Here is a 12,331-nt window from a genome sequence, read left to right as displayed (position 1 = left end):
TTATTTAATCGTCAAATTCCGACTTTAAAATACGCATTACCTCATTTACGGTTTCTTCTTCTAAATCTGTTCTTTTTACAAGATCAGCCACATCCTGTTCCAGAACACTTTTAGCAGTATCCAAACCTATTTTTGAAAATTCTTCAATAATCCATGCATCTATTTCATCTGAGAATTCAGTTAATTCTACATCTTCTTCAACACCTTCTCTAAACACATCTATTTCATAACCCGTAAGCATTCCTGCCAAACGGATATTATGCCCTCCACGTCCTATTGCTCTGGACACCTCTTCGGGCTTAAGCATTACCTCAGCTCGTTTTCCTTCTTCGTTAATTTTAACTGAAGTCACTTTTGCCGGACTCAATGCTCTTGTGATATACAACTGTACGTTATTTGTATAGTTAATCACATCAATATTTTCGTTTCCTAATTCCCGAACAATGCCATGAATACGTGACCCTTTGACACCAACACACGCCCCAACGGGATCAATACGATCATCGTAAGTATCTACGGCTACTTTTGCTTTTTCGCCTGGCGCACGCACTACGTTTTTAATAGTTATCAATCCATCAAAAACTTCTGGTATTTCCGATTCAAATAATTTTTCTAAAAATGCAGGTGCCGTTCTTGACATGATAATTGATGGCTTGTTTCCTTTAAGCTCTACTTTTTCAATTACTCCCCTTACATTTTCACCTTTGCGGAAAAAATCCGATGGTATTTGTTTTTCTTTGGGTAAAATTACTTCATTCCCATCATCATCTAATAAGATTACCGCTCTATGACGAATATGATGAACTTCCGCCGTATACATTTCGCCTTCCAACTCTTTAAATTGCTTGTAAAGATTGGTATTATCATGTTCATGAATTTTAGCAATCAAATTTTGACGTAACGCCAAAATTGAACGACGTCCTAAATCCAACAGCTTCACCTCTTCGGAAACATCCTCACCTACTTCAAAGTCTGGTTCAATTTTACGTGCTTCAGAAATTGAAATCTCCTGATTTTCATCTTCAACCTCTCCATCATCAACTACAATACGGTTACGCCAAATTTCCAAATCACCTTTATCTGGGTTTACAATGATATCAAAATTATCGTCGGACCCATATTTCTTCTTAAGGGCGCTTCTAAAAGTTTCCTCCAGAATTGACATTAACGTTACTCGGTCGATAGACTTATCGTCCTTAAACTCCGAAAACGAGTCTATTAGCGCAATGTTTTCCATACTCAGTATTAATTAAATTTTATGACTACATGTGCTTTTTTCACTTCTCCGAAAGGAATAACCTGCGTTTTTTGAACTGTTACTTTACCTTTACCTACTGGTTTTGGCTCTCTGGCTTTCCATTGAAGTGTAAAATCATCTGCTGTTGTAGCTATAAGTTCACCTTCTATTTCTTCTTTTTCTGTTGTCACTTTTAAAGTTCTACCCACATTTTTAGCGTATTGCCTTATATGAACCAAACCTTCTGTAACTCCTGCTGACATCACTTGAAGAGAAAAATCTTCTTCATCACGATCTAAATTATGTTCAATAGCTCTGCTTACATCAATACAATCTTCAACATTAATTCCATTATCCCCATCAAGTATTACCTGAATAATATTAGCTCCAGTAATTTGAAAACTAATTAGAAACAATTCTGGTTTATCAGCTAAAGCGTCGTCTAGCAAGCTCTTTACTTTTTGTTTGAACATTTTTTAGTATAAAAAGAGGGGACTTTCCGTCCCCTCACCCTTGTTATTTCATTTTCAACAGTGCAAATATAGCTAATTATATTCAATAAATAAAAAGCTTGAAAATTTGATTAATTTTTCTTAAATTGTTGAATACATTTAATTAAAAATCAAACAGTTATGAAAAATATTTTAGTACCCACTGATTTTTCACCAAATGCACATAATGCATTATCTGTTGCTGCGCAACTTGCCAGAAAAAACGATAGCACTATTCATTTACTTCATTTACTGGAACTTCCTTCACATATTGACGATCCCATTGTAGGCTCCAATGGCAACTTCCCCGAGGCTATTTTATTTATGAAAAGCATTCACTCTAAATTTAAGCAACTTATTGACTCACCATTACTTAAAGGCCTTAAAACCCATGAAGATGTCAATACCCAACCCATCCCTCAGGGAATTTTAAAAAGTTGTAATAATAACGAAATCGATTTCATTATTGTTGGCTCACATGGCAAAGAAGCTTTTTCTGATTTATTTGTAGGCTCAAATACTGAAAAAATTGTGAGAACATCAAGCACTCCTGTTTTGGTGGTCAAAGAACCTACTGACATTAGTACCGTAAAAAATATTGTATTTGCCTGCAATTTTAAAAATGAAGAAATACCCACTCTTAATGCATTACATAATTTTGCAGAAGAAATAAATGCTCAAATACATTTATTATACGTAAACACTCCCAGAAATTTTAAAACCACACATGCTATTGAAGAAGAAATGAAAGCCTTTTTAACCAAGTCTACATTTAAAAAAGACAGTTTGCATATTTATAACGACACTTCTGTAGAAAGAGGCGTACTAAATTTTAGTAATGACATTAAAGCTGATTTAATTTGTGTTGATGTACACGAACGTAAAGGGCTATCTCATTTTATTAATGGTAGCATTAGCGAGGATTTGATAAATCACACTCAAATTCCAATTCTTACTTACAAACTAAAAGCGTAAATAACACATGATTTAAAACTTACTCTAAAAAGTAGCACAAACAACCTCATTAAACACAAACTAAAAAGGAGCTTTCAATTATTTGAAAGCTCCTTTGTTGGTCTACTAGGGCTCGAACCTAGACTCTTCTGTACCAAAAACAGACGTGTTGCCAGTTACACCATAGACCAGTGTTTTTAACACGGGTGCAAATATAAAACTTATTTACCTTTTAGCAAATTTTGAGATCAAAAAAATTGTGTTTTTTTTATTTTTTTTCTGTTAGATTTTGATAATAGCTCAGCTTAAATGATAATCACACTTAATATCAACGCAATAGATGTTATTTACCAACAGCGTCTTCAGTTTTAAAAACGAGTGATAATAGGATATACATTAGAATAGTCAATGTTATTCCAAGGTATCTAAAAATAATAATCAGTAACACTGATGACAATAATAATAAATAACGCACCCAATTTTCTTTAAAAGTATATGTTTTAAACTTCAACGCAAAAAGCCTCACTTCTGCGTTAAGCAAATAACAACTTAGCAGTGTAACAGCAAATAATATCCATATATTTCCTAGTAAAGTTTGCACTACTGGAATAGATTGATACACATTGATTAAACTGATACTAATAATTAGTAAAGTATTAGCTGGTGTTGGCAAGCCAATAAAAGAACTTGTTTGTCGCGAATCAATATTGAAATTAGCTAATCGATAGCAAGAAGCTAAGGTGATTAAAAAACCTAAAAAAGGCACCCACTCAATAACATTCCAACCAATTGTTTCTATAGGAAAGGAATCATTTATTTCTTTAGATTGTAACATTAACTGAAACATAAACATACCAGGCACCACGCCACTAGTCACCATGTCTGCCAATGAATCTAACTGCAAACCCAACGCACTGTTTGCATTAAATAAACGTGCAAAAAAACCATCAAAAAAATCAAAAAAAATACCCAACGCAGTAAATAAGGCCGCTAATGGCAATCTATTTACACAAGCAAAGTACACCGCAAGGCAACCTGAAAATAAATTTAATAAGGTGATGATATTAGGAATCTGTTTTTTTAACGACATATAATTGAAGGGTATTTACCAGCGTATTACATTTCTAATACAATAAGGAATTGTAAATAAAGTTTAATATATTACAAAAATGTAACATCTTTGCAAAAAATCAGCTTTTGAGAAACATATTTTTTTTAATATTATTAATTGGTATGTTATTACCGGTTAAATCTCAAACTCGTAAATATTCTAACGAGTTTTTAAATATTGGTGTTGATGCTGCAGCATTTGGGAAATCAAATGCAGTTATAGCCTCAACAAATGATGTTAATTCTGGATATTGGAATCCTGCGGGACTTATACATATTAAAGACAAACAACTATCTTTAATGCACGCCTCTTACTTTGCTAATATTGCCAATTATGATTATGCAGCTTTTGCTACCCCAATTGATGACAAAAGTACTTTGGCTTTATCAATTATTCGATTTGGGGTTGATGACATTTTGGATACCAGAGCTTTAATTACCGCTGGTGGCGAAATTACACCTTTTGAAAATTTACCAAGATTTTCTACTGCTGACTACGCCTTTACGCTTTCGTACGCACGTAAACCTTTTAACAAAAATTTCAGTTATGGCGTTAATGCAAAAGTTATTCGCAGGGTGATCGGCGATTTTGCTACCGCTTGGGGATTTGGACTTGATGCTGGATTACAACTTATCAGTAAAAATAAGAAGTGGACATGGGGTATCATGATTCGTGATCTGACTACCACATACAATTCATGGCAAATTGAAGATGGTATTTTTGATAATGATTTAGGGGATGACCCTCAGGATAGTGGCTCAGTAAACGCTCTTAACCAACAAGAAGCTCCTGAAACTACCGAAATTACGTTACCAAGCGTACGTATTGGACTAAATAAAAACTTTACTATTACCAAAGACGTTTCGCTAGATTTTGAGGCAGATGGTAATTTTCGCTTCGCACAAACAAATGACGTAATTAGCAATAACTCCTTTAGCATCGCTCCTGCTTTTGGTTTTGAAGCCAATTTTAAAAAACTCATCTTTTTACGTGGAGGCGTTGGAAATTTTCAAAAAGTAAAACAGTTTGATAATACCAACGAATTAGGATTTCAACCTAATTTTGGGGTTGGTTTTCATTATAAAGGAGTTTCAGTAGACTATGCGCTTACAGATATTGGTGATCAAAGTGCTTCGCTTTATTCAAATGTGTTTTCTTTAAGAATTGATTGGAACCTTTTTAGGTAATTGGTTGATGGTTTGGATTTTTTTGGATTCTCCAAAAAAATCTTTAATTAAAATTTACTGTTCCTAATTTAAAATCGCACTATTAATAATTCCTAGTTTAACAATTAACGCTTAGTTTTACCAAAAAATTAGAGATTTTGATAAATTTTGTTTCTGTTGAAAATGTTTCCAAGGCATTTGGAGCGCGTGTACTGTTTGAAAATATTTCGTTTGGAATCAATGAAGGTCAAAAAATAGGCTTTGTTGCAAAAAATGGTACTGGAAAAACTTCTTTGCTGAATATTATTACCAAAAGTGACCCTTCGGATACTGGTCAAGTAGTATATCGTAAAGGTATTAAAGTGGCCTTTTTACCTCAAGAACCTAATTTGGATCCACTTTTAACCATTGAAGAAACTATTTTCACTGGAGATAACGACAGCCTAAAAGCTATTGAACAGTACGAAAAAGCCATGCTCTATCCTGAAGATGCTGAAGCTTTTCAAGCCGCTTTTGACCGAATGGATCAAGCACAGGCCTGGGATTTTGAAACACAATACAAACAAATACTTTCTAAACTTAAGTTAGAAAATTTATCCCTAAAAGTACAATCACTCTCTGGGGGACAACGCAAACGTTTGGCTCTTGCCAACGTATTATTAAGTAAGCCTGAATTGGTTTTTTTAGATGAGCCCACCAACCATTTGGATTTGGAAATGATTGAATGGCTGGAAGAGTACTTTGCTAAAGAAAAAATTACGCTTTTTATGATTACACATGATCGTTACTTTTTAGAAAATGTGTGTAATGAAATTGTTGAACTAGATCAAGGTAAATTGTATAGCTATAAAGGGAATTATGCTTATTATTTAGAAAAAAAGGAACAACGTTTGACTGCTGAGGCTACCGAACTCAGCAAAGCCAAACACTTATATAAAAAAGAATTGGATTGGATGCGACGCCAACCTAAAGCACGTACCACCAAATCCAAATCGCGAATTGATGATTTTTTTGAAATTAAGAAAAAGGCACACCAACGCCGAGCAGACCATCAAGTAACTCTTGAGATCAATATGGAGCGCTTAGGTAGTAAAATTATTGAATTTCATAAAGTTTCCAAAAGTTACGATGACCTGGTGATTACTGACAAGTTTGATTACGTATTTCAACGCGGTGAGCGTATTGGTATTATTGGAAAAAATGGTACTGGAAAATCCTCTTTTTTAAATTTACTTACAGGTACCGAGCTTCCGGACAGTGGAAAAGTGATTACTGGAGAAACTATTAAAATTGGCTATTACACCCAAAAAGGGATAAAAGTAAAAGAAGGGCAAAAGGTAATTGATGTTATTCGAGAATTTGGCGATTACATTCCCCTAAAAAAAGGAAGACAAATTTCCGCTGGACAATTATTGGAACAATTTCTGTTTGACAGAAAAAAACAACATGATTTTGTTGAAAAATTAAGCGGTGGAGAACGCAAACGCCTGTACCTATGTACCGTTTTAATCCAAAACCCTAACTTTTTAATACTGGATGAACCAACTAACGATTTGGATATTGTTACGCTAAATGTGCTGGAAAGTTTTCTTTTAGATTTCCCTGGTTGCTTGGCTGTAGTTTCTCACGATCGTTATTTTATGGATAAAATTGTCGACCACCTCTTTGTTTTTGAAGGAAAGGGGATCATTCAAGATTTCCCTGGCAACTATTCAGATTATCGTGCTTATGAAAGTAGCCCCAAAACTAAAAAGGAGCCTATTAAGGATGATACTCCCCTGAATAAGCAAGATAAAAATTCTTGGAAAAAAGAGCAAAAAAACACTTCATTATCATTTAATGAACAAAAAGAATACAATAAAATTGAACGTGAACTAAAAAAATTGGAACTACAAAAAAAAGAAATAGAACAACAGTTTGCCATCGAAAATTTTGAAGGCGAAGCATTAGTTGAAAAATCCAAAGAGCTAGGAAAAATAACCGATACTATTGAAGAAAAAGAAATGCGATGGATGGAATTGGCTGAAAAAATGGAAGAATAACGTTGTTGATTGATAATTTACAAAATGAGTGTTTTCTTTAAAAAGTCGTATTGGTCATTTTTGCTTAAATCAACAAATGCCCATGGAGTACACTCTCCCTTTGTTTATGACCTGGTAACCCGCTGTTTTTATAAAAAAAGAAGTAAAAAAAACTATCCAACAAATTTAATTAACAAGCTACCAAAAACGCTTCGCGCCAAGCATATTTACCTCCTTTATGATTTTATTGACTATTTTTCTCCCAATCAAATAACTACCAACTGCAAAGCCCCTCACCCATTATTATCAATTACTACTATTTTAAAAAAAGATCAAAACACTCAAGCTAATTCAGCAGATTTAATTTATATTTTTCAAACCAAAAATAAAATTGACCCCATCAAAAATTTAATGCCTAATGATGTTTTAATTGTAGAAGCTCCTTATAAAACACCTGCTATATGGGATATGATAAAAAAAGAAAACTTTGCGCAAGTAATTGTTGACACTTATTATTTTGGTTTTATTTTTAACAGAAAACAACAAGCCAAAGAAGAATTTTACATACGTTTGTGATATACTTAATAACTTCCAAAAAAGAGTAAAATACTTTAAAACATACAATTAGCTTAAAATATAATAATGAAAATATATACAAAAACAGGTGACGAAGGGTTTACTAGCTTATACGGAGGCAAACGAGTACCTAAAAACAATGATAGTATAGACGCTTATGGCACCATTGATGAATTGAATTCATTTATTGGATTACTTAGGGATCAGGACATCGCCGATATATACAAAAAATTTCTGACGCAAATTCAGATAGAGTTATTTTGCATTGGTTCCATTTTAGCCACGCCCAGCAAAAACGAAAAAAAGAACTTAAATGTTCAAAAAATAACCGCTGATGAAATTGAAGTTTTAGAGCATGAAATTGATCGTATGGATGCCACGTTAGAATCAATGACACATTTCATTTTACCCGGAGGACATCCAACCGTGTCATATTGTCACGTAGCAAGAGCTATTTGCAGGCGTGCAGAGCGTTTAGCGTATACGCTACATCATTTTGAACCGTTAGATAAAGAAGTTTTAATGTATTTAAACAGGCTTTCGGACTATCTTTTTGTACTGGCACGAAAGTTGACAAAAGAACTAGTAGTTGAGGAAATCAAATGGATTCCTAAAAAAAAATGAGAAGCTATATTGCTCAACAACAAGTTCTTATAAATTTTTAATTAAAAAAATAAGTTTTTACTTGCATTTGTTTCTTAAAAATTTATTTTTGCAAAAAAAATCACAGACACATGTATTGGACACTAGAACTAGCATCTTATTTAAGCGATGCTCCTTGGCCAGCAACTAAAGATGAGCTAATTGATTACGCCATTAGAACGGGAGCACCACTGGAAGTTGTAGAAAATCTACAGGCAATTGAAGATGAGGGTGATTCATACGATTCCATTGAAGAAATTTGGTCGGACTATCCAACTGATGAAGACTATCTCTGGAATGAGGATGAATACTAGTCTTTATCTTAAATAAAACAACATAAAAAGTCTCGATTGAGGCTTTTTTTTTGCGTAAATTACGCCATAAAAACAATATCAGTTTTCAACTTACGTTGGGACTAATCAAACTTATACTTTAATATCAATTTCAAAATATTTTAGGTAAGTTTCTTTTAATAAAATAAACATGGGAATTTTAGATTCTGTACTTAAAGTATTTGTCGGTGACAAATCAAAAAAGGACGTTAAGGCTATTCAGCCAATTGTAGATAAAATAAAAAAAGCTGAAGCTTCACTAACATCCATTACCAATGATGAACTTAGAGCAAAAACAGCTACTTTTAAAAAGATCATTACTGACGCAAAAGCCGATATCGTTGCCCAAATTGATGAATTAAAAGTCAAAGCCGATACCACTGCTGATATTGATGTAAGGGAAGATATTTACACTGAAATAGACTCGCTTGAAACCAAAGCTTTAGAAATTACCGATAAAACGCTTAACGAAATTTTACCTGATGCCTTTGCCGTTGTTAAGGAAACTGCGCGTCGTTTTACCGAAAATGAAAGTATTGCCGTAACAGCCTCAGCATACGACCGTGAATTATCTGCCACTAAAGAATATGTTACTTTAACTGATACTACTGCAAACTGGGCAACTAACTGGAACGCTGCTGGTACAGAAGTAACTTGGAACATGATTCATTATGATGTTCAATTAATTGGTGGAGTAGCATTACACAATGGAAATATTGCTGAAATGCAAACTGGTGAAGGTAAAACTCTTGTAGCCACCTTACCCGTTTACTTGAATGCGCTTACTGGTAATGGTGTACATTTGGTCACCGTAAATGATTACTTAGCGCGTCGAGATAGCGAGTGGATGGCTCCCTTATTTCAATTTCACGGATTGACTATTGATTGTATTGATAATCACAGACCAAATTCAGAAGCCCGAAGAAATGCTTACAATTCAGATATAGTTTACGGCACCAATAACGAGTTTGGTTTTGATTATTTAAGGGATAACATGTCTCATGCGCCTGAAGATTTGGTGCAACGCAAACACAATTATGCCATTGTGGATGAGGTAGATTCCGTTCTTATTGATGATGCGCGTACTCCATTAATTATATCGGGTCCTGTTCCAAAAGGCGATGTCCATGAATACGAAATGCTTAAACCACGTATCGCAAACGTGGTAAACATCCAGCAAAAGTTTTTAACGGGTGTATTGGCCGAAGCTAAAAAGCTGATTAAAGAAGGAAACACTAAAGATGGTGGCTTTAAATTACTGCAAGCCTACCGTGGTATTCCCAAAAACAAAGCATTAATTAAATATTTAAGTGAAGAAGGTGTAAAGCAATTACTTCAGAAAACCGAAAATCAATACATGCAGGATAATAATAGGGATATGCACCTTATTGATGCTGATTTGTATTACGTTATTGAAGAAAAAAACAACCAAATTGACCTTACCGATAAAGGCGTCACCCATATTTCAAAAGAAGAAGATGCTAACTTTTTTATTTTACCAGAAATTGCTGTTGAAATTTCAAAAATTGAAGAGCTAGGCTTAAACGCAGAAGAAGAAGCTGCTAAAAAAGAAGAACTTTTCCGCGATTACAGCGTTAAAAGTGAACGCATTCATACTATAACACAATTATTAAAAGCATACTCACTTTTTGAAAAAGATGTTGAGTACGTTGTTATGGACAACAAGGTTAAAATTGTGGACGAGCAAACGGGTCGTATTATGGACGGTCGCCGTTTTTCTGATGGATTACACCAAGCGCTTGAAGCTAAAGAAAATGTAAAAATTGAAGATGCCACGCAAACTTTAGCTACCGTAACGCTTCAAAATTATTTCCGTATGTACCACAAATTATCTGGTATGACGGGTACAGCAGTTACCGAAGCTGGGGAATTTTGGGAAATTTACAAATTGGATGTTATTGAAATTCCAACTAACAGGCCAATTGCTAGAGATGATAAACAAGATTTAATTTATAAAACGAAACGCGAAAAGTACAACGCCGTAATTGAAGATGTTGTAAAAATAGCTCAAGCAGGCCGACCAGTACTTATTGGTACTACTTCCGTAGAAATTTCGGAATTATTAAGTCGAATGCTTACCATGAGTAAAGTACAGCACAATGTATTGAATGCTAAATTACACCAAAAAGAAGCTGACATTGTTGCTGAAGCTGGTAAAGCTGGTATTGTAACCATTGCCACAAACATGGCGGGTCGTGGTACGGATATTAAGTTATCAAAAGAAGTTTTAGCCGCTGGTGGTTTGGCTATTATTGGTACAGAGCGTCATGATTCCAGACGTGTAGACCGACAATTGCGTGGTCGTGCTGGGCGTCAAGGAGACGTGGGTAGCTCCCAATTTTACGTTTCATTGGAAGATAATTTAATGCGTTTATTTGGTTCGGAAAGAATTGCCAAATTGATGGACAAAATGAATATTGAAGAAGGCGAAGTTTTACAAGCCAAAATGCTTTCTAATTCCATTGAACGTGCCCAGAAAAAAGTAGAGGAAAATAACTTTGGTACGCGTAAACACTTATTAGAGTATGATGATGTAATGAATGCGCAACGTGAAGTAGTTTATAAACGCAGGCGCCATGCTCTTTATGGTGAACGTTTAAAAGTGGATATTGCTAACATGCTTTATGAACTTTCCGAAACCGTAGCACAAGGTAATAGTATGTCGCAAGACTTTAAAAACTTTGAATTTGAATTGATTCGTTATTTTGCCATGCCTAGCCCTGTTACTGAGCAAGAGTTTGTTTCGCTTAACGCAGAAAAACTAACTGGAAAGGTATATCAAGCGGCATTAAAGCATTACGAAAGTAAAATGGAGCATACTTCTTCCGAAGTTTACCGAGTGATTAAACAGATTTACGAAGACCCTAATAATCAGTTTGAACGTATTGGCGTTCCTTTTTCTGACGGAAAAAAATCTTTAAACGTTGGTACCAATTTACAAAAGGCTTACGATAGCGAAGGCAAACAAATTATAGCTGACTTCGAAAAAAACATCACGCTAGCACTAATTGACGATGCCTGGAAAACGCATTTACGTAAAATGGACGAACTAAAGCAAAGTGTACGTTTGGCTGTACATGAGCAAAAAGATCCTTTATTGATTTATAAATTTGAAGCTTTTGAATTGTTTAAAGGAATGCTTCAGGGGTTAAACAAAGATGTGATTTCTTTCTTATTTAAAGCGGAATTACCTTCGGCCAATCCTGATCAAGTTCAGGCAGCGGAACAGCGCCAGCAGCAGGAAATGCATACGGAAAAAGAAGAAATTCAAAACCTTGAAGAACGTACCAATCAAAATAGAGCCATTGCCAATGCACGGCATCAACAGCAACAAGCCACCCCAGTTGAAACGGTAGTGAGAGAGGAACCAAAAATTGGACGTAATGATAAAATTATGATTAAAAATCCAATGACTGGCGAAACTAAAACATTAAAATTTAAACAAGCCATTCCATTATTGGAAAAAGGATGGACAGTGGTACAAAAAGCTTAAATTAAAATCTTGATTAATATCTTTCGTAGGTATACCTAAACAAGAAAAACAAGTTTTGATCTTTTAACTCACTGAGTTAATTGAATTAACAAAACAAAATTTTTTCGCTTAAAGGTTGAAATTACTTAAATGTAATTTCAACCTTTTTTTTATACTTTTTATCTTACTTTTTTTTAATCGCTTTTAGATTACAGAATGAAAATCAAATAATTGAAGAAACAGGTGTATTTAATTAATTATCCACTTTATACAAAATATTCAAAATTTAATATAAATTTTGAATATTT

General features: G+C 34.2%; 10 protein-coding genes and 1 tRNA gene. 7 read left to right on the top strand and 4 right to left on the bottom strand.

Features of this window, described 5'->3' with window-relative positions; translation table 11 throughout:
• Nucleotides 1-4: 4 nt before the first annotated feature.
• Entirely contained in the window at nucleotides 5-1,237 is a 1,233-nt protein-coding gene (gene nusA, locus GMC_RS0116765; protein ID WP_010523244.1) for a transcription termination factor NusA, read from the bottom strand.
• A gap of 8 nt (nucleotides 1,238-1,245) precedes the next feature.
• Complete coding sequence (rimP, locus tag GMC_RS0116760; RefSeq protein ID WP_010523243.1) at nucleotides 1,246-1,710, bottom strand: ribosome assembly cofactor RimP; 465 nt, start codon at nucleotides 1,708-1,710, stop codon at nucleotides 1,246-1,248.
• 159 nt (nucleotides 1,711-1,869) lie between these two features.
• Between rimP and GMC_RS0116755 the strand changes: the two genes are divergently transcribed.
• Nucleotides 1,870-2,703 carry a universal stress protein gene (locus GMC_RS0116755; protein WP_010523242.1) on the top strand — a complete coding sequence of 278 codons (834 nt, stop codon included), beginning with the start codon at nucleotides 1,870-1,872 and terminating at the stop codon, nucleotides 2,701-2,703.
• A gap of 97 nt (nucleotides 2,704-2,800) precedes the next feature.
• On the opposite strand, the gene GMC_RS0116750 is transcribed toward GMC_RS0116755, so the two are convergent.
• Together GMC_RS0116750 and GMC_RS0116745 are read right to left on the bottom strand one after the other, a co-directional pair.
• Nucleotides 2,801-2,873 (bottom strand) — tRNA-Gln (locus GMC_RS0116750).
• Between the two features lie 152 nt (nucleotides 2,874-3,025).
• The gene (locus tag GMC_RS0116745) at nucleotides 3,026-3,772 is read right to left on the bottom strand and encodes a CDP-alcohol phosphatidyltransferase family protein (protein WP_010523241.1); all 747 of its coding nucleotides are present in this window, start codon (nucleotides 3,770-3,772) and stop codon (nucleotides 3,026-3,028) included.
• A gap of 107 nt (nucleotides 3,773-3,879) precedes the next feature.
• Between GMC_RS0116745 and GMC_RS0116740 the strand changes: the two genes are divergently transcribed.
• The 6 genes from GMC_RS0116740 (at nucleotide 3,880) to secA (ending at nucleotide 12,044) form a co-directional block, all read left to right on the top strand.
• Nucleotides 3,880-4,980, top strand: coding sequence for a putative type IX sorting system protein PorV2 (locus GMC_RS0116740; protein ID WP_010523240.1), 1,101 nt, complete (start codon nucleotides 3,880-3,882; stop codon nucleotides 4,978-4,980).
• A 140-nt stretch (nucleotides 4,981-5,120) separates the two neighbouring features.
• Nucleotides 5,121-7,001, top strand: a complete 1,881-nt coding sequence (locus GMC_RS0116735; RefSeq protein WP_029489865.1) for an ABC-F family ATP-binding cassette domain-containing protein — start codon at nucleotides 5,121-5,123, stop codon at nucleotides 6,999-7,001.
• 60 nt (nucleotides 7,002-7,061) lie between these two features.
• On the top strand, nucleotides 7,062-7,556 hold the full coding sequence (locus tag GMC_RS0116730; protein WP_157998180.1) for a hypothetical protein: 495 nt from the start codon (nucleotides 7,062-7,064) through the stop codon (nucleotides 7,554-7,556).
• A gap of 66 nt (nucleotides 7,557-7,622) precedes the next feature.
• The gene (locus GMC_RS0116725) at nucleotides 7,623-8,180 is read left to right on the top strand and encodes a cob(I)yrinic acid a,c-diamide adenosyltransferase (RefSeq protein ID WP_010523237.1); all 558 of its coding nucleotides are present in this window, start codon (nucleotides 7,623-7,625) and stop codon (nucleotides 8,178-8,180) included.
• A 110-nt stretch (nucleotides 8,181-8,290) separates the two neighbouring features.
• Nucleotides 8,291-8,512 carry a DUF2795 domain-containing protein gene (locus GMC_RS0116720; protein WP_010177336.1) on the top strand — a complete coding sequence of 74 codons (222 nt, stop codon included), beginning with the start codon at nucleotides 8,291-8,293 and terminating at the stop codon, nucleotides 8,510-8,512.
• Nucleotides 8,513-8,681: 169 nt separating this feature from the next.
• Nucleotides 8,682-12,044: a preprotein translocase subunit SecA gene (gene secA / locus GMC_RS0116715; protein WP_010523236.1), complete on the top strand. Its 3,363-nt coding sequence runs from the start codon at nucleotides 8,682-8,684 to the stop codon at nucleotides 12,042-12,044.
• Nucleotides 12,045-12,331 lie beyond the last annotated feature (287 nt).

Origin of the sequence: Aquimarina agarivorans (assembly GCF_000218485.1) — a bacterium.
In the GTDB taxonomy this organism is placed as follows: domain Bacteria; phylum Bacteroidota; class Bacteroidia; order Flavobacteriales; family Flavobacteriaceae; genus Aquimarina; species Aquimarina agarivorans.
This window is presented reverse-complemented; position numbering and strand designations above follow the sequence as displayed.

What these genes read in the sequence shown, in the direction of transcription:
- nusA (WP_010523244.1), bottom strand. Translation starts at nt 1,237, where the DNA reads ATGGAAAACATTGCGCTAATAGACTCGTTTTCGGAGTTTAAGGACGAT.
- rimP (WP_010523243.1), bottom strand. Translation starts at nt 1,710, where the DNA reads ATGTTCAAACAAAAAGTAAAGAGCTTGCTAGACGACGCTTTAGCTGAT.
- GMC_RS0116755 (WP_010523242.1), top strand. Translation starts at nt 1,870, where the DNA reads ATGAAAAATATTTTAGTACCCACTGATTTTTCACCAAATGCACATAAT.
- GMC_RS0116745 (WP_010523241.1), bottom strand. Translation starts at nt 3,772, where the DNA reads ATGTCGTTAAAAAAACAGATTCCTAATATCATCACCTTATTAAATTTA.
- GMC_RS0116725 (WP_010523237.1), top strand. Translation starts at nt 7,623, where the DNA reads ATGAAAATATATACAAAAACAGGTGACGAAGGGTTTACTAGCTTATAC.
- GMC_RS0116720 (WP_010177336.1), top strand. Translation starts at nt 8,291, where the DNA reads ATGTATTGGACACTAGAACTAGCATCTTATTTAAGCGATGCTCCTTGG.
- secA (WP_010523236.1), top strand. Translation starts at nt 8,682, where the DNA reads ATGGGAATTTTAGATTCTGTACTTAAAGTATTTGTCGGTGACAAATCA.